Consider the following 20653-nt stretch of genomic DNA (forward strand, 5'->3'; position numbering starts at 1 on the left):
GCGGCTCTCGCCGGCGCCGGCTCTCAGGAGCTGCCGGCGGCCGCCTGGCGGGAGATGCCGGTAGCCATGCGCATGAAGCCGTCGAAAGTACGGTCCGACATCAGGCGGCGCAGGAAGATCATCGGCTTCGCGCCGAACCCGACTGCATAGCGCGTCTTGGGCCGCCTGGCTGTCACTGCCTTCGCGATCGTGTCGGCAATCAGCTGCGGGGGCGACTGGCGCTTGCGGCTCGCCTCCCCGACCATCGACAGCGACATGGCCTTCGCCTGCCCTGCGTATGCGCCCCTGCCCGACACGTCGCGAAGCTTGTCGGCAGCGATGTCGGCCCACTCGGTCCTGATGCCGCCGGGCTCGATCACGACCACGTCGATACCGAAGGGCTGGACCTCCATGCGCAGGCAGTCGCTGATCGCCTCGAGCGCGAACTTGGTGCCGTGATACCAGGCGCCCAGCGGCGTGTGGATCTTTCCGCCCATCGAGGTGATGTTCACGACGGTTCCCGAGCGCTGCGAGCGCATGTGCGGCAACACCAGCTGGATCAGGCGAACGGCACCGAACACGTTGACGTCGAACTGCGCACGGGCTTCCTCGAGCGGAACATCTTCCACCGCGCCGTAGGAGCCGTAGCCGGCGTTGTTGACGAGCACGTCGAGCCGGCCGGAGCGCGCGATGATCTCCAGCACGGCGTTGCGCATCGAGGCGTCGTCGGTCACGTCCATCTGCAGGACGCGAATGCCGACATCGGCCAGGGGCCGCATCCGGTCGAGGCGGCGGGCGGCGGCGTACACCGTGTAGCCAAGCGCGTAGAGCTTGAGAGCGGTCGCCTCGCCGATGCCGGAAGAGGCGCCGGTCACCAGGGCAACTTTTGATGATTCCATGTCGATTCGTCCTTTGCTGGAGCTTGTGTTCGACGCGCCGTGTGCGGCACGCCTGCGATGAGATCGACTGTACGAACGCCCCGACGTCGGCGATCTGGCAATCGGTGCCACCGGACTCGCAGGACGCGACAGCGATGCCTGCGCAGCCGGAGCCATCTGCATCCGGCCTCAGTTGGACGCGTGGAGATAGCCTCTCAGCGCCTTCAGCGTCTCGAACGGCGTATCGACCGCCGCCCGATCGGCCAGCCACTGCGGAATGGCGCCTCCGGGAGACGCCTGCATCCGATACGAGACGCTGACACCTTCCGCGGTCGGCACCAGCCTCCACTGGCCGTCGGCCTTGGGCACTCGCACCTTTCCTTCGCGCTGCGGCACGTATCCGGGAACGGCCTCGACCTTGACGGTGGTGACATCCGCCGCCGAACTTCCGGAGCGCGAGTAGGTGAAGCGGTAGACGCCATCGCGCGCGGACACGGGCCAGGGCGCCTTGTTCTCCAGGTAGTGGTAGTGCTCGGTGTCCGTTGACTTCAGGAGATCGGACACCACCACGTCGGGCATCCACTTGCGGAAGGCGGCGGCGTCCTTCAGGGTCTGCACGACGCTGTCGGCACTGGTCTTCAGTTCGACCTCGCCACGGAACTCGCGCAGGGAAGAACCGGGCACTTCGCGCACGTAGACCTTGATGCCGTCCGATTCCTTCGCGAGCGACCAGTTGTCTTGTGCAAGGGACGCCTGGCCGGCCAGAAGGCCGATGACCGCGGTCGCGACCAGCACGTTGCTTTTCATGTTCATTTCGGAGTTACCTCGTTCGGATGGAAGAGCCCCGACCTTAGAAGGCACCCCGAACGTGGCCACCGGCAGAACGCGCCATGGCGAATGCGGACGGCGCCATCGGCGCCCCTCCCCTTCCCCTCCCTTCCCGACCTCAGTTCAGGCGCATGGCCTGGCGCGCGGTATCCGCCGTCTGCCCGGTCCATTCCTGGAAGGCCCGATAGAAGGAATTCGGATCTTCGAAGCCGAGCAGGAAAGCGATCTCTCCACCCGACATGGAGGTGTTGGCCAGGTAGTGGCGCGCCAGTTGCTCACGCGTGCTGCTGATCAGCAGCCGGAAATTTTCCCCTTCGTCTTCCAGGCGGCGCTGCAGCGTCCGCCTGCTCAGCGCCAGGCGATCCGCGACCACGTCGATGGTCGCGGCATTGCTCGGCAGCAGTTCGAGCAGCAGCGCCTTCACCCGCTGCGCCGTGGTCGCCGTGGCGTCGAGCTCGCCGAGCCTCCTGCGCAGGTCGGGCTCGAAGACGCGCCACATGCCCTCGTTGAGCGTGAGGAACGGGCGAAGTGCGTCGGTCGCGGCGAAGGCGACGGTCGCATGCGCTCCCTGTTTCACCGGCGCACCGAAATACGCCTCGTACCGCCTGCCATGCGCCGAAGCCGGGAGCACCGGCAGCGTCACGCGCTTCGCGTTGACCGCCTCACGCGTCGCGAGTCGCACCAGCCGCACGAAGAACGCGAGTTCAGCGATCTGCAGCGACTGGGGCACGTCGGTCCGGGCCAGCAGCCATCGCGGCGACAGCGTCAGGTCGCCGTTCTTCGCGACCTCGACCTCCAGGGACATCGGCGCCACCAGCTGCTTGTACTTCGCCAGGCGCTGCACCGCCTGCATGAGGTTGGCGCTGCACAGCGCCGCGAAGATGGGCGGATCGAAGGATTCGGCCGACACCGTCTCGACGATGCGCAGCGCGAAGACAGGGTCTCCGGCTTCCGCCTCGAGGGCTGTCCAGAAGCGGAAATACTCCTGCGTGGAAAGGCTCTTCTCCTTGCGGAAGAAGAGATCCTCGGGCAGGCCCGCACGGCGCAGCACGAGTTCGGGCCGCAGGTTCAGGTCGTTCAGCAGCGCCCGCCACCCGGTGTTCAGGGAGAAGTCTTGTGCGATTGCCATCCGGGCCCCACTCCTGGTTCGCGAGCGGGGGCACAGGCCACCCGCACGTCGATTGATACATCCGAAAGTGTAGGCAGTCGCCCGCCGCAGGAAACTGGCAAAAGGCGCCAGCCGTCCTGCCGGATGCGCCAGCAGGTCGCCGGGAACACCCGCATTCAGGCGGCCGCGGTCCTTGTGGACGTCGGCGCCCAGTCCTGCTGGGAGAGTTTTTCCATCGCCATCTCGACGAAGGCCGACACCGCATGCGGAATGTGGTGTCGGCTCGCATAGATGACGCTCAGGCCGCGCCCCGCGCGCCTGTATTGAGGCAGCACCGGTACCAGCCGGCCGGCGGCCACGTCGGGCGCCACGAGGATCGACGGCAGCGCGGCGATGCCGAGCCCCGCGCACGCCGCCTTGCGCAGCACGTCCTGCATGTTGCTGATGAAGCGGCCCTGCACGCGCACGTCCTGCTCGATGCCGTCGGGGCCCTGCAGGCGCCAGGTGGAGAGGCTGCCGGTGTCCGGCGGCTGCGTCACGCACTGGTGCCTACCCAGTTCCTCCACGCTGGCGGGCTGGCCATGCGCGGCCACGTAGGCGGGGCTGGCGAAGAGGCCGCCGTAGCTGGCGAAGATCTTGCGCGCCACGTAGCTCGAGTCGCGCAGCGGGCCGCCGCGGAAGGCGACATCGATGCGATCCGCGATGAGGTCGGCCACCACGTCGCTGAGCACGAAGTCCAGCCGCACGCGCGGGTGCGCGGCGAGGAAACCCGACACCCATTCCATCGGAAAGAAATCGAAGAAGTGAGCCGGCGCTGCCACCCGCACCGGACCGCTGGGCTCCTGGCCGCCAGCGATCTGCCGTTGCCCCGCGCCGATGAGCTCCTCGACCGCCGGCATGCACCGCTCCAGGAATGCCTGGCCCGCGCTGGTCAGCGCCAGCTTGCGGGTCGAGCGCTGCAGCAGCCGGGTGCCCAGGTGCTCCTCGAGCTGGCGGATGCGGCGGCTCACGGTTGCCGCGGGCACGCGCAGATGCCGCGCGGCTTCGGCAAAGCTGCCGAGCCGCGCCACCTGCACGAACATGGCGACTTCATTCAGATCGAGCAATGCAATTCCCCCTGCGGCGGCCTTGTGCCCGCCGGCACCATCCGGAAGTTCAGAAGTCCATCAGCTTGTCGGCGTCCAGCGTCTTGCGGCGCGCGAGAGCGAGGTTCGCGCGCTGCTTGTCGAGCACCACGTAGAGGAAGAGCCCCTCCTTCGCGGCCGAGGGGCGGATGATGTGGTACTGCCTGCCGAGGGTGATGAGCATGTCCTCGATCACGTCGCTCAGGCCCAGCGCGCGCATGGTCTTGAGCTTGGCGCGCACCACTTCCGTGTTGCCCGCCGCGGCGATCTCCATGTCCACGCCCGATCCCTCGCTGCCGAGGACCATGCCGCTGCCCGAATCGACGACGGCCGCGCACATGGCGCCGTCGATGGTCAGGATGTCTTCGAGCGTCTGCTTGATGGAAGCCAAATTTTTCTCCGGTGAAATCGTTGAAAGGAAGGTCTGTTGCTGCGTGCAAGGAAATCCGCGCGCCACGCAGACACGCGCGGAAGAATCAATCTGCGGTCATGCCTCGGCGAGGGTCCTGGCGAGCTGGGCGGCCCGGTAGGCCACCATCGCGGGCACGGCGCTGGCGCGAGCCAGCACGTTGATGACGAGCTCGGCGTCGCGGCGGTGCACGCTCTGGAAAACCGCGAAGCCCGAGTCCGTCAGCACCATCACGCTCTCGCGGCGGCCGAGGCGGGCCTCTTCGGAAACCACGCCGCCGATCGCCACGATGGAACTGCCCATGGCGGCGACGCGGGCCGCGTCGGTGTCGCCGGCAATCGCCGAAGCCACGTCGAAACCGTCCGCAGTGGCAACCACGGCGGCGGTCACGCCGGTCAGCTCGTCGACCAGCCGCTGCACCTCGCGCTGGGCGTGCGCCGCTGCCGTCCTGGACAAGCCGTGTCTGGAACTCACTCTTTTTCTCCCCGCATGTCGGCTTCGAGTTGCATCAGCAGCGTGTCGATCAGCAGGATCACGTCGCTCCTGCTGCGCACATCCACTCCGAGAATCGGGAACACCCGGCCCGTGGCGGTGAGCCGTTCGGCGTAGTCGTCGAGGGTTGGAGCGGGATGGGTCTGCATGCGCCCCACGCCGACGACGCAGGGCAGCGTCCGCAGGGCCTCGGCGAAGCCGTCCAGGTAGACGCCGAGGTCGGCCAGCGGATCGGGCCGCGAGTTGTCGGTCAGCACGATCAGGCCCAGCGCGTTCCTTGCGAGGATCTTCCAGAGGAAATCGAAGCGGGCCTGCCCGGGCGTGCCGAACAGGCGGACGCGGTCGCCGTTGTCGAGCGTGAGCTGGCCGAAGTCCAGGCCCACCGTCGTGCGGGCCTTGCCGATGGACGCGTCGGAGTTGTGCACGTCGGTCACCACCGGCGCGATCTCGCTCACGAGCCCGATGGCCGTCGTCTTGCCCGCGCCGACGGTGCCCGTGATCAGGATCTTGTGCTCCTTCATGCGCTCCTCATGCGCTACTCATTGCACTCGCAGGCCCAGCCGGCGGCGGATGCCGTTGATGAAGCTTCGCGCGAAGTCGCCGCGCACCGTCTTGTCGCCCTTCGCCATGAAAGGCGGCAGGGCCTGCGCCACGTGCAGCTCCAGCACGCCGGCCTTGCGCAGCTCCTGCAGGAAGGCGACGCACTGGGAAAACGGAAGCTGGCTGATGTCGGCCAGCTCGGTCGCATTCAATGCGCGGCGCGCCAGCAGGCTCGCCATGCGGATGTTGTCGAGGTCGTTGCGCAGCAGCATGGCCGGCGGCCAGCGGCGCAGCATGAAGTGCTCCGCGTCGGACACCTCGACCTCCAGCGCCGTCTGCTCCTGAAGCGTGAGGCCTCCGGGCTGCGCCTCGCGCAACGCATGCTCGATGCTCCTCAACCACTGCTGCAGCCTGTCGGCGCGGATGGGCCGCTCCATGGTGCCGGGCTGCCCGCCCGCATTCATGCGCGTGAGCCTGAGCACGGCGGCCGCCATGCCAACCACCCTGGGATATTCATGCTCCACGGCCAGGCCGTCGACCAGCAGCGCGTCGTACGGCGGCGCGTCGACCAGTTGCCAGGCAAAGCCGGCGTCGCTCGTGGACAGCTTCACGATCGTCCGGATCACGATGACCTCGGCGATGGGCAATTTGTAGACACCGAGCCTCAGCAAGACACGCTCCCTTGCGCCACCGCGCCCATGTCAGTTCATCGCCGGCACTTCGCGCCAGTTCAAAAGGCGCAGCGAGATGCCGCTCGCAAGATCGGCATCGACCTTCTTCGTCTCGCCCTTGGTGGTACCGGCGACGATGCGGGTCGTGCCGTCCACGCTGACGAAGCGCAGGTCGATGACCGAGTTGGAGACGCTCACGAAGCCGGTGGTCGCGGGCAGCAGCACCGACCTGCCGGTTCCGTAGTTGACGGCGTAGACCCGGCTCTGCCCCGAGGGGCTGCAGGCATCGCCGGTGGTCAGCAGGCTGGAGAAGCCCACGATGCCGTTGAAGGCGACCGGGTTGATCGTCATGCGCCAGCCCACGCCGCCGGTAGTGCCCAGGTCGAGGTACCAGCCCTTGGATGTGTTCGACAGCGTGATGCCCGCCGTCACGTCGCTCACCTGCGTGAGCTGGCTGCGCGTGACCGGCGTGCTGACGGTGCCGAAGGCGCCTGCCGTGCCGTCGAGGATGGCGTAGAAGGTCTGCGCGGCCGCAGAGCTCACATCGGACGAGTCGAGCAGCCTGCCGGTGCCCAGCAGCACGAAGCGCTTGCGCGAGACGGGATGGATCTCGATCAGCGGCGCGGTGGTGACGGGCTGCGCGTTGGTGGAGGCGTCTGTCAGCGTGGCCAGCAGGGTCGGCGCCGGATAGGAGGCGGTGCTGCCCTTTTCCGCCGTGAGGTCGAAGCGCCAGAGCTGCCCGTCGAGGTCGGCCGCGTACACCGAATCGGTGGTGTTGTCGCCGAAGTCCGCCACATAGGCGGAGGCCTGCGCCAGCCCGTTGGAGGACGTGGGCGTGGCGATCTTCTCCAGCAGCGCGCCGGTCTTCGGATTGACGAGGTACAGGTAGCCCTTGCCGTCGCTGTTGTTGTAGCCCGAGGTCAGCATCACGACCCAGCCGTACTTCCTCGTCTTCACCACGATGGGCGCGCCGTAGCTGTAGCCCATGGTGGTGTCGCTGAACTCCCACTTGACCTTGCCCGCGACGGCGGCCTCGGTGCTCATGCTCGCGGGATCGGTCACGTCGATGGCGTAGTAGCTCTTGCCGCCCTTGCCCAGCCCGCCGACGAGCAGCGAGTGCCAGTCGGCGTTCTTGCCATCGCTGGTGGTGGTGAACACGCCGCCGGCGCTGTTCAGGTCGACGTCGAAGGCCAGCGGCGTCGCGTCCACGTAGTAGTGGTGGGCATAGCCCGGGTTGCCGAGCTGCGCCAGGCCGTCGACCTGCGGCGTGCCGTTGGGCCCCTGGAACAGCGCACTGGGCACATAGGCGAACTGCTCGGTGCCCGCCGTGCTTCCGGTGAGCGCGCCGTTGAACGCATGCAGCATGCCGTCGTTGGCACCGACGTAGACCATGGTGGGACGCGCGTTCCACTTCGTCTTGAAGGCCGCATATCCCGGATTGCTGTTCTCGGCATAGGTCGAGCCGGGCGGCCCGACGGGCGTCACTTTGGCGTCGACGATGTCGCCCAGCAGCAGGTTGCGGCTGCGCAGCGCCTTGGTGCTGCCGGTGGCGGTCGAAGTGGTTTCGTTGGTGCGGTCGCCGCGCAGGTAGTTGAGGTAATCGGTGGCGGTATTGCTCTTCGCGTAGGAAGGCGCCAGCGCGGCCAGCTGGGCGGTCGTCACGCTGGCCGCGCGGAAGGCCACGCCCTTGGTGCCGTCCCAGGTGACGACGCGGCGGGCGGTGTCCCAGCCGCCGCTGGCGAGCTGCGCCTCCAGCGTGGTGCTGCTGGTCCAGGCGGTCGCGGTGGACGGCGTGCCGTCGCTGGCGAAGCTGATGGAGCTGGCCGTGAGCACGCCGGTCCAGCCCTTGGAGTCGTACTGCGAGGCATACGAAGCACTGCCGGTGGAAGACACCTGCGCGCTGGAAAGCGAGAACGAGGTGGTGAAGGCCTGGATGGCGTTGGCGATGTCGGTGAACGCGGCCTTCAGGCCGCTGACCATCTGCCCCGCGTTGCCCGCCAGGAAGTAGTTGTCGGGCCGCAGGCGGCTGGTGCCGTTCATGTTGATGCTGTCGCCCGACGAGTTCCACCAGCTCTGCGTCAGCGCGGTCTTGGTGTTGTTCGGGTCGTAGCTCGAGGGCACGCTGAAGCCGCCGTACTTGGCCGCGAGGTAGTACGGGTTCCGGTCTTCGGCCCGCTGGTACTCCATGACGTCCATCCAGTAGGTGGAGATGTTCTGCACGCCGGTCAGGTCGGGGCGGATGTCGTTGACGTGCACGCCATAGGCCAGGCCCGCGATGTAGTAGGTCGAGTCGGTGCCGCCGACCTTCCACCATGGCGTGGGCGTGGTGAAGCCTTCCAGCGTCTGCAGGTTCTTCGTCCAGGTGTCGGCCTTGTTGACGGTGTCCGAGGTGACGGCCGAGGGAGCGGCGCGCCCGCTCATCGTGATCGAGCTGCCGCCCACGTTGTAGTCGTAGTGGGTGTGGTCGTCGCCGATGCCCAGGATGAAGTTCTTCTGGCACGAGTAGGCGATGGGGTCCTTGCCGCTCCAGTCGATCACGGCGGGAAAGCCGTCGAGCTTCGCGTCCCTGCCCGTCGCGCCGGCGGCCACCGAGTTGGTCCACTCGGGCACGTTGCCGAGGTTCTCGAAGTAGCGCACGGTCGCGTAGTAGAGCTCGCTGACGTTGTCGTACGTCATGTAGGTCTTCGCGGCCTGCCCGAACTTGTTCAGGTAGTTCATCACCCCGCTCTGCGAGACGCCGCTCGCGGTGGCGGAAGTGGTGTCGGGGTTGGTGTTCATGATGCCGGTGGCGGCATCCCATTCGCCCCGGGTGTTGGTGGTGACCGAGGTGGAAAGCGGCTGCGGATAGGTCGGCCCGATGAAGCCCATCGGCGCGCGCATCACGCCGCCCTGCTGCGTGTTTCCGCCGGCGTTCAGGTAGGAGAAGGCGCTGTAGCGGATCTTGTTGGCGTTCTGCTGCAGCAGGCCTTCGGGCTTGTAGTTGGTTCCGTACTTGACGCAATTGGCCTCCACGCCGCCGGCGGCCGAGGAGGAGTCGCAGACCTTCACGCGCACGTAGACCTGGTAGACCGACTTTGCGCTGCTGCCCTTGCTGGCGCTGTCGAGGTCGCTCAGGTCTGAGCCCGCCTTGGTGGAATCGCCCGTGCCGGTGAACACCATGGTGTTGCCGCGCGACCAGATGCTCGAGTTGAACTTGCTCCAGTTGGCGAACGGCGTGACGGACGAGACCAGCGTCGCGGGCAGCTTGTGTCCCGTGCCCTGGTCGGTGCCCCGCAGCGGAAAGTTGGTCAGGTTGCCCTGGGCGGAGCCCCAGGCCTTCTCGAGGATGGTCTGGGTGGTGGTGTCGATGCTGCGGTAGCCGCCCGACAGCGCCCAGCGGAACGGGTCGATGGTCTGCATCGTGGCCCAGTTCATGAAGTTGCCGCTCCACTGGCCCGAGCAGCCGTGCTTGTTGGTGCCGGTCGACGCGCCCGCGGGCTGGAAGTAGCTGTCGGACGCTGCGTTGCCCGTCACCGCCGGCGCGACGTACTGGTACGTGTAGCACTTCTTCGGATCGAAGTAGCCGAGGTACTCGGTGGCATCGGCGTAGTCGCCGAGGTTGGCCACGCTGATGGCGGTGGGGTATTCCACAGACAGCGCAAGCGCCAGGTTGCCCGGCACGTCGGACGTGGCGAACACCGGCTGGTCGGCCAGCTTGGTGGCGGCCGCGGCGGTCATGCCGTGCAGGAGCAGCGCGAGAACCGCGGCGGAAACGGAGAGCGGCGAGCGACGAAGAACGCGTGTCATGGTGATGCGGTGCTTCTTTCTCAATCTGGCTTGGTGAACGTCGACTGCAGGAACACCTGCGTCTCGCGCGGCCCGCTGACCCGCATGCTCAGGCGATAGACGGTGGCCGTCGGCGGCGGAGGCGGCGGCACCGGGCCCGCCGTGCCGCCGCTCGGCGCGGCGGAAGACTGCACGCAGACCGTGCTGTTGGCCGTACCGCTGGCGGTGCAGAGGCGGTCGATCACGTAGCGAATACTCACCTGCGCGTCGGCGTCCGTGATGTCGTTGGAGGTCTTGCCCACGGTCGCGAAGGCCGTGTCGTCGAACAGCACCGTGGGCATGCCCTGCGCATTGGTGTCGAGCTTGCTCGCCTTGAAGTTCTCGGCCGGCACGTCGGCCGTGGTGGTGGCCAGCGTGCCGCCGGTGGCGAACTTGGCAAGCACGGCCGACACCGCCCTCTCCCCCTGGTTCACGAGGTCGCGCCTGAAGGCCAGGTTGCCGGCGGAAGTCAGCGACGTGTGCATGGAACGCACCACCGCCACGCCGCCCGCCAGCAGGATCACGAGGACGATGAGGCAGAACAGCAGGACGACGCCGCGCTCGTGCTTCGCCGGCCTTGCGGACATGGACAACTTCTTCTTCATGGCAGCAGCAGCATGTTTCGCAGCGGGACGGTGAAGTCGACGACCCGGTAGCGGTAGTACGTGTCGTCCGCGCCGGTCAGCTTGACGGTCTGCGCGAGCGACTTCTTCGATGCGTCCACGGCATCGGAAAACAGCGTGAGCGAGTTGACCGACACGACATCGCGTTCCTTGCTCGCGCTGCGCATGACCAGCGCGACGCGCACCGCCACGATCTGCCTGAGCGTGGCCGTGGTGGTCATGACGGTGGCGATGTCGTAGCCCGTCGCGCCCGGGTCGGCCCAGGCGTCGAGGATGCCGTCGCCGTTGGTGTCCAGGCCGTAGAGCGCGTGCATCCCGATCACGCTGTCGGCGAGCGCCTGCGCGGTGGTGGTGTCGCCGACCTGCAGCATGTCGTAACCGTAGAGCGTGCTGTTGTCGCCCACGCCGAAGAGCTGGAACTGCACATTGCCGTTCGCCGGATTGCCCAGCGGCGTGACGTAGGTCGAAGTGCTCGCGGCCAGGGTCTGCAGCGACGTCGTCTTGCCGGCCGTGTAGTAGGTGCCACCCAGCGTCAGCACCTTGGCCGAGGTGCCCGAGACCTGTTCGAGCAGGCAGTCGGCGGTGCCGTTCTGGCTCACCAGCACGAGGTCGCCGGTGGCGATGCCGACCGTGTTGTCCATCGAGAGCGTGGTGGCGCTCCCGGGGTCGGTCAGGCCGCGGGGCACGCCGCCCGCCACCGCGTCGCCGCCCATGACCACGAGCACGTCGGAGCCTGCATCGGACTGGTTCTTGGCGATGAGCACCGGCGCGACGCGCAGGTCGGACGGCGCACCGGAAAGGAAGTTCTTCTTGAAAGGCGCCGGAAATGCGCTCGCGGACGGCAGCAGGGATGCCGCGTTGAGCTTGCAGCCGAACACGCCCCGGTCTGTCGGCTGCGTGGACTGGATCAGGCTGGAGCCCGCGCTGCGCAACGCGCGGTCGAGCATGTAGGAGGCGTATGCGCCGGCCTGGTCCATGTCGTTGGTGGAGGTGGTGGTGCGCCTCTTTCCTTCTCCGACCGTGATGACGCTGGTGACCGCCAGCGTCACCACCAGCCCGATGACCATGGCCACGAGCAGTTCGATCAGCGAGAGGCCGCGCTGCCTGGGCGGCAGCGTCGTATGGCACGCGGGCCTCATGGCAGCGTCACCCGCGTGGAGAAGGTGCTGCCGTCGGAGCCGGTGCGCGAAGGCGCCTTCCAGGTGATCGCAATGGTGGCGCTGTTGGTGCCCACCGCCGTCACGGTGACGGCGCCGTTCGGCAACCCGCCATTCGCCTGGTCGGCCACCCGCTTCTGCCAGGCCGAGCCGGCGCTGGTGTCCACGGTGACCGACTTGCCCAGCCACATCGCGCTGGCGATGTCGTTGGCCAGCAAGGCGGCGCGGTTGCGGTCTTCCGCGTCGGTCGAAAGCGCGATGGCGCGCGCCTGCAGCCCGACGAGGCCGAGCACGCCGAACGAGAAGATGAGGATGGAGACCAGCACCTCGAGCAGGGCGAAGCCCCGCTGCCGCGAGGCGCCGCGGGAGGAACGCGGGAGAGCGGGGAGTCTTTTCTTCATGGACAGCCGTCGGGGGAATCGCTCAGCTTGCGGGCCGGATCGCACATGCGGATCTGGCCACCGAGGGCCACCAGCACGCGCAGGGGCCGATCGGCACCGGGAGAAAGGGAGATGTCGTAGGCCTGCACCGCGGAGCCCGTGTCGCAGCTCGCGCCGCTCACGCCGGTGTCGGTGTTCGCCACCATGCGGCCCAGGACGTTGAAGCAGACGGCGGCGGGGCCGGTGATCTGCACGCCGGAAGCAACGTCCGAGAGCACGCCGGACTGCACGAACGCGCTCTTCGCATCCATGCTCGACTTGGAGACGTTGATCGACCAGCCGCTGCCGTTGGCTACCGCCGTGAGGCTGGTCTGCGGCGCGGCGCTGTTGGTCAGCGAGAACACGATGGGTCGGCTGCGGCGCAGCGCCTCGGATTGGGCGAAGCGCAGCCCGTTCTGCAGCGAATCGCTCACGGTGCGCACCTTGTTGTTCGCGATCCAGGTGGCGAACGCGGGCATGGCCAGCATCGCGAGGACGCTGAGCAGCACGATCGTCACCATCAGCTCGATGAGGGTGAAGCCCGACGGTGCACGGCGCGAGTGGCGGCTCAGGTGGGACACGTCTGCCCCCGCCGGGTCACCCAGGCCTTGTCGCAGCCGGTCCACCCCGACACGCCGGTGATCGTGGTGGACTGCACGCCGAGCTGGTCCACCATGAACGTGAAGCCTGCGGTCGGGCCGCTGCCCACGGCCTGCAGCGTGTAGGTCGTCGATGTCGCCGCCGGGCTCGTGGTGCACGACAGCGTGAAGTAGCCGGCGACGTTGGTCTTGCTGCAGGGAGGAACGAAGGTGCCGGTCTTCAGGTAGCTCCGGTTGTCCTGGTAGAAGCGCTCCATGTCGGCGCGCAGGGCCGCCAGGCCATTGGTGCCGTCGACGAGCTGGCCGCGCAGGACGTAGTCGCGATAGCTGGGCAGCGCGACCGCCGCGAGGATGGCCACGATGGCCACCGTGACCATGACCTCGATCAGCGTGAAGCCGCCGGCGCCGGGGGCGCGACGCCCGCTTCCCGGCGGCATCGCCGAGCTCAAAGACCGTGTCCGCATCCGCATCCCTTCCCTGTAACCAAGAAAACCCATCCATTCCCGAAAACCGGGAAAACGATGAAAATGAATGAATTGGCGATGCGCTGAAAGACTCGTCCAATTCAAGGCCACCCGTGCATGCGCTCGAGGGAGAGCGAAATTGGATTGCCTATGCACATGCCCGCCGCCGGGTGGCATGTGACAATTGTTTACCGTCTTTGTAGCTTTCTACTAGCGCGCCAGATGAGATTCAGCTGCTCAACTTTCGACGGAATCGACTGCATTGCGCCAGGCAATGCGCAGCGCAATTCGCACCAAAACAAGGCGAAATGCTCCAATTTGGTTCGCAAAATAGAAGCCACAGCCGAATTGCCGCGCCGCTGCATTGACGCCAATTAAGGCGTCTGTGCGCCGGAGGACGGCGCCCACTCCTGCAGGCTGAGCCTTTCCACCGCCATGTCGACGAAGGCGGTGACGGCCAGCGGCCGCTGCTGGCGGCTGGGGTAGACCACGCTCATGCCCCGGCCCGCGCGCATGTACTGCGGCAGCACCGGCACGAGCCGCCCGGCGGCGACTTCGGCTGCGGTCAGGATCGCGGGCAGCGCGACGATGCCCAGCCCGGCGCAGGCCGCCTCGCGCAGCGCCACGTGCACGTTGCTGCTGAAGCGCCCGCGCACCCGCACGTCTTCTTCCGTGCCGTCAGGCCCCTGCAGGCGCCAGACGGCGACGCTGCCGGTTTCCGGCGGCTGCGTCACGCATTCGTGCCCGGCCAGTTCGCGCAGGTCGGCGGGCGTGCCGTTCGCCGCGAGGTAGGCGGGACTGGCAAGAAGGCCGCCGTAGCTCGTGAAGATCCTGCGCGCCACATAGCTGGAATCGCCCAGGGCTCCGATGTGGAACGCCACGTCGATGCGGTCGGCGATGAGGTCGGCCGGCAGGTCGCTCAGCACGAAGTCGAGCTGCACCAGCGGATAGGCCGCGAGGAAGGCCGACACCCAGCCCATGTCGAAATATTCGAAGAAACTTGCCGAGGCCGCCACCCGTATCGCGCCGCTGGGCTCCTTGTTGCCGGCAACGTGCAGTTGCCCTGCCTCGATGAGTTCCTCGACCGCCGGGCCGCAACGCTCGTGGAAAGTCTGGCCCGCGCTCGTCAGCGTGAGCTTGCGGGTCGAGCGCTGCATCAGCCGGGTGCCCAGGCGTGCCTCCAGTTGCTGGATGCGCCGGCTCACCGTGGCCGAGGGCATGCGCAGGTGCCGCGCGGCTTCCGCGAAGCTGCCGAGGCGCGCCACCTGGACAAACATGGCGACTTCATTCAGATCGAGCACGAGGAATCTTTCCTTGAATGACTGCTGGAATGCGACGGCGGCCTTATCAATTCCGCAATTGCTATCGATCGATCATAAAAATGCAATCGATCCGATCCGAATCAGGATGCAAATTAACGATATTCAACGGAAAGCACTTGGCCAATACTGAGCAGTAGCTGACTTATTGCAATTGGCGGAAATCTCATAAACAAATTCGCCGATCGAGCAGCCATTGCGGCAATACTCGTCACCTCGGTTGGTTATAGGTAGTAACCAAAAATTAATCTAATCAATTACCCACCAGTAAGGTCGGTTGAATCGCCCCCCTCTGCCTCGACTTCCCGGTCCGATTCCCATGCAAGCATTTCCCGACGCACATGCATTGCGCTCGCCGCGCACCCTGGACGACCTGCTCCTGTACCGCCTCTCGCGGGCCACGCGCCCGGGCAGCGGCATGGCGACCCGCCTCGTCGAAGGCGGCTTCGGCATCACGCACCGCGAGTGGGGAATGATCGGCATGCTCGCGCAGATCGGCGAGATCACCTCCTCGGCATTCGCCGAGCGCCTGCAACTCGACCGCGTGCGCACGTCGCGCGGCCTGCGCAGCCTTGCCGAGAAGAAGCTGGTGGAGCGCAGGCGCGATGCCGAGGACGGACGCGAAGTGCACGTGCGCCTGAGCGCCGCCGGCCGCCAGCTGTGCGACGCGGTGTTCCCGAGAATCGCCCGCCTCAACATGGATCTGCTCGAGGCCATCGACTCCGAGCACCTGGACATCTTTCTCAAATGCCTGCGCCGGCTCGAACAGCGCGGCAAGGAGCTGAGCGCACTGGGCGTGGTGCCGGAGAAAGCCGATCGCCGATCGGGCGGCACGCGCCACAGATGGCCTGAGCACATCGCCTGACGCGGCGTCATCGCGGATCGTCGGAAATTTGACAGTTCCCGCGCCGCCCGGTGCCTACCATCCGGCACCACATGAACACCTACCCCAAGGACGACGAACGCATCTCGCGCCCCAGGCGCGCCCTGCTGGCCGGTGGCGCGCTGCTGGCGGGCGCTGCCGCGGCGGGTGCCGGATACGTCGTCACCCACTCCGACCAGCCGATCGCCATGGACGATTTCTCCGACCTCCCCCGCGCCATGCGCACGCTCGAACGCCTGCGCACGACACCGCTGCACACCCGCTCCGGCTGGGACCTGGCCCAGGTGCTGCACCACGGCGCGCAGAGCGTCGAGTACTCGCTGGACGGCTTCCCGCAGCTCAAGCCCGCCTGGTTCCGCGCCTCGCTGGGCAGCATGGCGTTCGCGGTGTTCTCCGCGCGCGGCCGGATGAGCCACGGGCTCGAGGAGCCCATCCCCGGCGCGCCGGCGATCGCGTCAGGCCAGGCGCTCGATGCCGCCGTGGAGCACCTGATGACCGCGCTCGGCCGCTTCGAGCGGCATGCCACGGCGCTCGCACCGCACTTCGCCTATGGCGCGCTGAGCAAGTCCGAATACACGCGGGCTCATCTCATGCACCTGGCGAATCACTGGGAGCTGGTGGACGCCGGCTGACGCGCACGGCCGTCATCGCGGCGTGTAGGTGATCTTCGTCGTGACGATGCCTCCCACCACGTCGCCGGTGCGCGTGGAGAGCTTGAGCATCTGGCCGCGATAAGGACCTTCGGCGGCGATCCAGTCTTCCTGGTTCTGCACGAGATCCGATCCGTCGACCTGCCGGAAGCGCACCACCCCGCTGAACCTGCAGGTGTTGATCGTGCCCATGGGCGTTTCGAGAGCCTCGCGCCCGACGTAGGTTCGCGTTCCCGTGATGACCTGTTCATTGCGGATCTCGCCGTTCTCGCCTTCCACGGACTTGACCGAATAGTTGGCGTCGATCGTCTGGCCGGGCGACATCGCCGGCATGACCACAGGCGGATCGTTGTAGGCATAGCCGTACTTCGGGTCCACGTCCTCGCCGCCATTGCGCGTGCCGTAGCGCACCACCTTGCCGTCGACGAAGTCGATGTACTGCCTGTCGGTCGTTCCTCCGCCGATGCCGTAGTACTGGGTACGCAGCAGCCGAACGGGGTTCACGCCCATGAAGGATTCTCGTGAGCGGGTGATCGTGACGGTGCGCAGCTTGGCTGTCTCGCCGTTGCTGATGACGTCCTGCTCCGTCTCCAGCGTGGTGCCTTCGTGCAGGTCGGCCTCGTTGAAGCATGCGGCCGACGAAGTGCCGGGCTCGGGCTGCTGGCTCGGTGGCGGAGCAGGAGGCGGCGGCGGTGGGGGTGGCGGCGGAGGAGGTGGTGGTGGCGCGGGAATGATCGGCAATCCGGCGCCGCCATCTCCTGCGCCCCCGCCTCCGCATGCAGCCAGTGCTGCCAGCGCGACAGCGGCCATTACGTGTTTCGCATTCATCGACCTTCCTCCATTCGTCCAGTCCCTAAAAAAAGAAGCGCGCCTGGAAGCCTTGGCTTTCCTGTTCCTTATGGCGCGGGGCGACTTTGCGGGAGGCCGACAGGGGCTCACTAGTGCACAAAGTCATGCGTGCACCGGCGGGTATTCTTGAGCCCTCGAAGAACCGATGGAGACGGCGGACATGTACTCGGAACAAGGCGGCGAAGGCCCCGACCTGCTTCTCTTGCTGCACGGCATGGGCGCGACCGGCGCCGTGTGGTCGCCCCTGTGCGCCGATGCCGGCACCCGCTGGAAAGGCCGCTGGCTCGCGCTCGATCTGCCCGGCCATGGCAGTTCCGGCAAGCAGGACTCCTACGCCATCGGCCAGCACGCCGCGAGCGTTGCGCGCGCCGTGCTGCCGCAGCTCCAGCCCGAAGGACGCCTCGTGGTGCTCGGGCACTCGCTGGGCGGCGTGATCGGTCTCGCGCTCGCCACGGGCTGGTTCGGTGTCCTGCCGCATCGCGTCTTCGCCGCAGGCATCAAGATCGCGTGGAGCGATGAGGAAGTGCGTCGCATGGAGGCGCTGGCCCTGCAGCCGGCGAAGCTGTTCGCCAACGAGGAAGAAGCACGCGAGCGCTATCTGAAGGTTTCGGGTCTTGCAGCGATTGCCGATGCGCCGCCAGCAGTTGCAGCGCGAGGCATCGCGCAAGGCAGCGACGGCTGGCGCCTTGCTATGGACCCTCGCGCCAACGCGGTGGGCAAGCCGCCGCTATCGGAACTGATGACGCTCGCGCGCTGCCCCGTCCACCTCGCACGTGGAGGCAACGACGCGATGGTGACGCTGGAGCAGACCCGCTCGCTCGACGCCGATGCACGCGACCTCGGGCCGCATGGCCACAACGTGATGGTCGAGGCGCCCAGCCAGGTCTGGGACTGGATGGCGTCCTTCAACTGAAGCGCAGCTATCCGACTCTGCGGATCGGTATCGCGACTTCGGCCACTTCAGCCGCGCGCGCCCTCAGCTGGCCGCATCCGCCATCCACATCCTGCCCGGCCGACTGGCGCAGCTTCGTCAGGATGCCGCGCTCGTGCAGCGTGCGGGCAATCTGCTTGCAGCGCTCCCACGAAGGACGGTTGAAGTCGACGCCGTCCACCGCGTTGAACGGAATCATGTTCAGCACGCCCCACTTGCCCGAGAGCAGCCGGACGATGCCGTCGATCTCGTCCTGGCCGTCGTTGACGCCCTCCAGCAGCGTCCATTGGTACTGGATCGGATAGCCGCTCTCCCGTGCATACCGCTCGCCCGCCTCGACGAGCTCTTCGGGCGTCATGGCGGGCGCGCGCGGAAGAAGCTTCCTGCGGAGTTCGGCCTTGGTGGTGTGCAGCGAAAGCGCCAGCGCGGGCCTGACGCGCTCCTTCATCAGCCGCTCGAAAACGCGCGGATCGCCCACGGTGGAGAACACGAGGTTCTTGTGGCCGACGTTGCCCACGGTGCCGAGCAGCTCGATCGCCTCCAGCACGTTGTCCATGTTGTGCGCCGGCTCGCCCATGCCCATGAACACCACCTTGCGCACCGGCCGTCGCATGCGCGCGAGCGCGACCTGGGCAATGATCTCGGCGCTTCCGACCTGGCGCAGCAGGCCGTCGCGGCCCGTCATGCAGAACTGGCAGCCCACGGCACAGCCCACCTGCGACGACACGCAGAGGCCGTCGCGCGGCAGCAGCACGCTTTCGACGGTCTGGCCATCGGCGAGCGCGACCAGCAGCCGCTCGGAACCATCGGCGCCCGGATGCGCCGCGACGACGCGCGCCAGCCCGGCGAGTTCGGCCTCGATGGCCGGCAGGGCCTCCATCAGCGGCGCGGGAAAGAAGCTCCCGGGCAGGCGCCTGCCGCTGTTCCTGGGCAAGGCGTGGGACCACAGCCGCAGGATGCGCTGCTCGTGGCTGGGGCCGGCTCCGGCTTTACGCAGCCGCTGTTTCAGTTCGTGGATTCGCATGCGCCCTCTGGGGCTGGAAGCTAAGCGCCAGATTGTGCACCGCTAGAACAGGCTGCCCTGCCCCGCCGCCCCCGGCGGCCGGAACGCGGAAACGTCGAGCGGAATCCGCTCGCGGTTGTAGCCGAGGCGGTTCGCGGCCTTCTGGAAGCGCTGATGGATCAGGTCGGCCCACAGGCCCGAGCCCTTCATGCGCGTGGCGAAGTCGGCGTCGTAGTCCTTGCCGCCGCGCATCTCGTGGATGCGCGCCATGATGCGGTCGGCGCGCTGCGGGTAGTGCAGCGCGAGCCATTCCTTGAAGAGCGGAGCGACCTCCCACGGCAGGCGCACCACCGTGTAGAAGGCGCTGCGCGCGCCGGCGTCCCATGCGGCTTCGAGCACCTGCTCCATGTCCTCGGTCACGAAGGGAATCTGCGGCGCCACGCTCACGCCCACCGGCACGCCGGCCTCGGTGAGCGTACGGATGGTGCGCAGCCGGCGGTGCGGCGCCGCGGCGCGGGGCTCCAGCTTGCGGGCAAGGTCGCCGTCGAGCGTGGTCACGGTGACGTACACGGCGGCAAGGCGGTCGGCGGCCATGGGCGCGATCAAGTCGAGGTCGCGCTCGATGGCACTCGACTTGGTGACCAGCGCGAAGGGATGCCGCGTCTCCTGCAGCAGCTCGATGACCGATCGCGTGAGCCGCAGTTCGCGCTCGATGGGCTGGTAGCAGTCGGTGGCGGTGCCGATGGCTATGCAGCTCGGCCGGTAGTTCCTGCGCCCAAGCTCGGCGCGCAGTACCTCGACGAGGTTGCGCTTGGCGATCAGCTTGGTCTCGAAATCGAGGCCCGGCGACAGGTTGAGATAGCTGTGCGTGGGCCGCGCGAAGCAGTAGATGCAGCCGTGCTCGCAGCCACGGTAGGGGTTGAGCGAGCGATCGAAGTAGATGTCCGGCGATTCGTTTCCGGTGAGCGCCGACTTCACGTCCTCGAAGCGCACCTCGGTGGCAAGAGGCGGCAGCTCCTCGGCCTCGGCTGCGCCTTCTTCGAGCGTGCCCCAGCCGTCGTCGAAGGCGTTGCGCTCGTCCTTCGAGAAACGATGCGCGATGTGCGTGGCCGCGCCGCGGCCCTTGATGGCGTGGATGGGTATGCGGGCGGCTGGCATGGTCGGCGACTCCTTGGCAACTCGATTTACTGTTTATTCATACAGTATTCCACTGATTCACCGTCATTGCCGATTTTTTAATTTCTTTCTTGACAGAAATTTCGAGAATCCTAAACTCGGCGCCATGGAACTCACCGACATCCAACGCAAGTTCGTCCTGCACTGGGGCGAAATGGGCTCCCTCTGGGGCGTGAACCGCACCGTCTCGCAGATCCACGCCCTGCTCTTCGCATACGGCAAGCCCATGAACGCCGAGGAGCTGTGCGACACGCTCGGCGTGGCCCGCTCCAACATCAGCAACAGCCTGAAGGAGCTGCAGGCCTGGAACCTCGTGCGCATCACCCACACGCTGGGCGACCGGCGCGATTACTTCGAGACCAGCGTCGACGTGTGGGAGCTGTTCCGCACCGTGGTGCGCGAGCGCAAGGAGCGCGAGTTCGACCCCACCGTGCGCGTGCTGCGCGAACTGGTCTCCAGCCCCGACTTCCAGAAGGAGCCGGCCGACGCGCAGGACCGCATCCGCTCCACCATGGAACTCATGGAAAAGCTCGCCACCTGGGCCGACGAGATGCTGCGGCTGTCGCCCGGCACGCTCGACAAGGTGATGACGCTGGGTGCGAGCGTGCAGCGCTTCGTGCGCGGCGACACCGCTTCGAACGACAAGGGTGGCAAGGGCGACGACCCCGACGCGCACCACGCCAGCCTTCCCATGATCTGAGGCCTCTTTTTTTGCCCAATCATTTCTGTTTCAACAGAAATATCGAG

General features: G+C 67.1%; 22 protein-coding genes. 4 read left to right on the forward strand and 18 right to left on the reverse strand.

What is annotated here, in order from left to right; genetic code table 11:
• Positions 1-23: 23 nt before the first annotated feature.
• From SFB74_RS22175 to SFB74_RS22245, 15 genes are all read right to left on the reverse strand, one after another.
• Complete coding sequence (locus SFB74_RS22175) at positions 24-878, reverse strand: oxidoreductase (RefSeq protein ID WP_432726438.1); 855 nt, start codon at positions 876-878, stop codon at positions 24-26.
• 168 nt (positions 879-1046) lie between these two features.
• The gene (locus SFB74_RS22180) at positions 1047-1670 is read right to left on the reverse strand and encodes an START domain-containing protein (protein WP_432726439.1); all 624 of its coding nucleotides are present in this window, start codon (positions 1668-1670) and stop codon (positions 1047-1049) included.
• 133 nt (positions 1671-1803) lie between these two features.
• The gene (locus SFB74_RS22185; protein WP_432726440.1) at positions 1804-2814 is read right to left on the reverse strand and encodes an AraC family transcriptional regulator ligand-binding domain-containing protein; all 1011 of its coding nucleotides are present in this window, start codon (positions 2812-2814) and stop codon (positions 1804-1806) included.
• A gap of 155 nt (positions 2815-2969) precedes the next feature.
• Positions 2970-3899 carry a LysR substrate-binding domain-containing protein gene (locus SFB74_RS22190; protein ID WP_432726441.1) on the reverse strand — a complete coding sequence of 310 codons (930 nt, stop codon included), beginning with the start codon at positions 3897-3899 and terminating at the stop codon, positions 2970-2972.
• Between the two features lie 49 nt (positions 3900-3948).
• Complete coding sequence (locus SFB74_RS22195) at positions 3949-4308, reverse strand: hypothetical protein (protein WP_432726442.1); 360 nt, start codon at positions 4306-4308, stop codon at positions 3949-3951.
• Positions 4309-4404: 96 nt separating this feature from the next.
• Positions 4405-4800: a roadblock/LC7 domain-containing protein gene (locus SFB74_RS22200; protein WP_432726443.1), complete on the reverse strand. Its 396-nt coding sequence runs from the start codon at positions 4798-4800 to the stop codon at positions 4405-4407.
• A complete protein-coding gene (locus tag SFB74_RS22205) occupies positions 4797-5339 on the reverse strand; it encodes a GTP-binding protein (RefSeq protein WP_432726444.1) in 543 nt (180 codons plus the stop codon). The genes SFB74_RS22200 and SFB74_RS22205 overlap by 4 nt, the downstream gene beginning before the upstream one ends.
• An 18-nt stretch (positions 5340-5357) precedes the next feature.
• A complete protein-coding gene (locus SFB74_RS22210) occupies positions 5358-6029 on the reverse strand; it encodes a hypothetical protein (protein ID WP_432726445.1) in 672 nt (223 codons plus the stop codon).
• Between the two features lie 30 nt (positions 6030-6059).
• Entirely contained in the window at positions 6060-9815 is a 3756-nt protein-coding gene (locus SFB74_RS22215; RefSeq protein ID WP_432726446.1) for a pilus assembly protein, read from the reverse strand.
• 20 nt (positions 9816-9835) lie between these two features.
• Positions 9836-10420 carry a pilus assembly PilX family protein gene (locus tag SFB74_RS22220; protein WP_432726447.1) on the reverse strand — a complete coding sequence of 195 codons (585 nt, stop codon included), beginning with the start codon at positions 10418-10420 and terminating at the stop codon, positions 9836-9838.
• A 14-nt stretch (positions 10421-10434) separates the two neighbouring features.
• A complete protein-coding gene (locus tag SFB74_RS22225) occupies positions 10435-11595 on the reverse strand; it encodes a PilW family protein (RefSeq protein WP_432726448.1) in 1161 nt (386 codons plus the stop codon).
• The gene (gene pilV / locus SFB74_RS22230) at positions 11592-12014 is read right to left on the reverse strand and encodes a type IV pilus modification protein PilV (RefSeq protein ID WP_432726449.1); all 423 of its coding nucleotides are present in this window, start codon (positions 12012-12014) and stop codon (positions 11592-11594) included. The genes SFB74_RS22225 and pilV overlap by 4 nt, the downstream gene beginning before the upstream one ends.
• Positions 12011-12613, reverse strand: a complete 603-nt coding sequence (locus SFB74_RS22235) for a pilus assembly FimT family protein (protein WP_432726450.1) — start codon at positions 12611-12613, stop codon at positions 12011-12013. The genes pilV and SFB74_RS22235 overlap by 4 nt, the downstream gene beginning before the upstream one ends.
• Entirely contained in the window at positions 12601-13068 is a 468-nt protein-coding gene (locus SFB74_RS22240) for a type IV pilin protein (RefSeq protein WP_432726451.1), read from the reverse strand. Before SFB74_RS22240 ends, SFB74_RS22235 begins: the two co-directional genes overlap by 13 nt.
• Before the next feature lie 401 nt (positions 13069-13469).
• Entirely contained in the window at positions 13470-14396 is a 927-nt protein-coding gene (locus tag SFB74_RS22245; protein WP_432726452.1) for a LysR family transcriptional regulator, read from the reverse strand.
• 337 nt (positions 14397-14733) lie between these two features.
• Between SFB74_RS22245 and SFB74_RS22250 the strand changes: the two genes are divergently transcribed.
• Both SFB74_RS22250 and SFB74_RS22255 read left to right on the forward strand, forming a co-directional pair.
• Entirely contained in the window at positions 14734-15279 is a 546-nt protein-coding gene (locus tag SFB74_RS22250) for a MarR family winged helix-turn-helix transcriptional regulator (RefSeq protein ID WP_432726453.1), read from the forward strand.
• 71 nt (positions 15280-15350) lie between these two features.
• Complete coding sequence (locus tag SFB74_RS22255) at positions 15351-15929, forward strand: DUF1569 domain-containing protein (RefSeq protein WP_432726454.1); 579 nt, start codon at positions 15351-15353, stop codon at positions 15927-15929.
• Between the two features lie 12 nt (positions 15930-15941).
• On the opposite strand, the gene SFB74_RS22260 is transcribed toward SFB74_RS22255, so the two are convergent.
• A complete protein-coding gene (locus SFB74_RS22260; RefSeq protein WP_432726455.1) occupies positions 15942-16775 on the reverse strand; it encodes a hypothetical protein in 834 nt (277 codons plus the stop codon).
• Between the two features lie 181 nt (positions 16776-16956).
• Between SFB74_RS22260 and SFB74_RS22265 the strand changes: the two genes are divergently transcribed.
• Entirely contained in the window at positions 16957-17709 is a 753-nt protein-coding gene (locus tag SFB74_RS22265) for an alpha/beta fold hydrolase (protein ID WP_432726456.1), read from the forward strand.
• Between the two features lie 7 nt (positions 17710-17716).
• On the opposite strand, the gene SFB74_RS22270 is transcribed toward SFB74_RS22265, so the two are convergent.
• A complete protein-coding gene (locus SFB74_RS22270; protein WP_432726457.1) occupies positions 17717-18751 on the reverse strand; it encodes an RNA methyltransferase in 1035 nt (344 codons plus the stop codon).
• A gap of 42 nt (positions 18752-18793) precedes the next feature.
• Complete coding sequence (locus tag SFB74_RS22275; protein WP_432726458.1) at positions 18794-19888, reverse strand: PA0069 family radical SAM protein; 1095 nt, start codon at positions 19886-19888, stop codon at positions 18794-18796.
• A gap of 124 nt (positions 19889-20012) precedes the next feature.
• Here SFB74_RS22275 and SFB74_RS22280 point away from each other — a divergent pair, with 124 nt between their 5' ends.
• A complete protein-coding gene (locus tag SFB74_RS22280; RefSeq protein WP_432726459.1) occupies positions 20013-20606 on the forward strand; it encodes a GbsR/MarR family transcriptional regulator in 594 nt (197 codons plus the stop codon).
• Positions 20607-20653: the final 47 nt, after the last annotated feature.

Origin of the sequence: Variovorax xiamenensis (assembly GCF_050916385.1) — a bacterium.
Classification (GTDB): domain Bacteria; phylum Pseudomonadota; class Gammaproteobacteria; order Burkholderiales; family Burkholderiaceae_C; genus Variovorax.

What these genes read in the sequence shown, in the direction of transcription:
- SFB74_RS22275 (WP_432726458.1), bottom strand. Translation starts at nt 19,888, where the DNA reads ATGCCAGCCGCCCGCATACCCATCCACGCCATCAAGGGCCGCGGCGCG.
- SFB74_RS22280 (WP_432726459.1), top strand. Translation starts at nt 20,013, where the DNA reads ATGGAACTCACCGACATCCAACGCAAGTTCGTCCTGCACTGGGGCGAA.
- SFB74_RS22180 (WP_432726439.1), bottom strand. Translation starts at nt 1,670, where the DNA reads ATGAACATGAAAAGCAACGTGCTGGTCGCGACCGCGGTCATCGGCCTT.
- SFB74_RS22240 (WP_432726451.1), bottom strand. Translation starts at nt 13,068, where the DNA reads ATGCCGCCGGGAAGCGGGCGTCGCGCCCCCGGCGCCGGCGGCTTCACG.
- SFB74_RS22270 (WP_432726457.1), bottom strand. Translation starts at nt 18,751, where the DNA reads ATGCGAATCCACGAACTGAAACAGCGGCTGCGTAAAGCCGGAGCCGGC.
- SFB74_RS22205 (WP_432726444.1), bottom strand. Translation starts at nt 5,339, where the DNA reads ATGAAGGAGCACAAGATCCTGATCACGGGCACCGTCGGCGCGGGCAAG.
- SFB74_RS22185 (WP_432726440.1), bottom strand. Translation starts at nt 2,814, where the DNA reads ATGGCAATCGCACAAGACTTCTCCCTGAACACCGGGTGGCGGGCGCTG.
- SFB74_RS22260 (WP_432726455.1), bottom strand. Translation starts at nt 16,775, where the DNA reads ATGAATGCGAAACACGTAATGGCCGCTGTCGCGCTGGCAGCACTGGCT.
- SFB74_RS22265 (WP_432726456.1), top strand. Translation starts at nt 16,957, where the DNA reads ATGTACTCGGAACAAGGCGGCGAAGGCCCCGACCTGCTTCTCTTGCTG.
- SFB74_RS22175 (WP_432726438.1), bottom strand. Translation starts at nt 878, where the DNA reads ATGGAATCATCAAAAGTTGCCCTGGTGACCGGCGCCTCTTCCGGCATC.
- SFB74_RS22220 (WP_432726447.1), bottom strand. Translation starts at nt 10,420, where the DNA reads ATGTCCGCAAGGCCGGCGAAGCACGAGCGCGGCGTCGTCCTGCTGTTC.
- SFB74_RS22250 (WP_432726453.1), top strand. Translation starts at nt 14,734, where the DNA reads ATGCAAGCATTTCCCGACGCACATGCATTGCGCTCGCCGCGCACCCTG.
- SFB74_RS22225 (WP_432726448.1), bottom strand. Translation starts at nt 11,595, where the DNA reads ATGAGGCCCGCGTGCCATACGACGCTGCCGCCCAGGCAGCGCGGCCTC.
- pilV (WP_432726449.1), bottom strand. Translation starts at nt 12,014, where the DNA reads ATGAAGAAAAGACTCCCCGCTCTCCCGCGTTCCTCCCGCGGCGCCTCG.
- SFB74_RS22215 (WP_432726446.1), bottom strand. Translation starts at nt 9,815, where the DNA reads ATGACACGCGTTCTTCGTCGCTCGCCGCTCTCCGTTTCCGCCGCGGTT.
- SFB74_RS22255 (WP_432726454.1), top strand. Translation starts at nt 15,351, where the DNA reads ATGAACACCTACCCCAAGGACGACGAACGCATCTCGCGCCCCAGGCGC.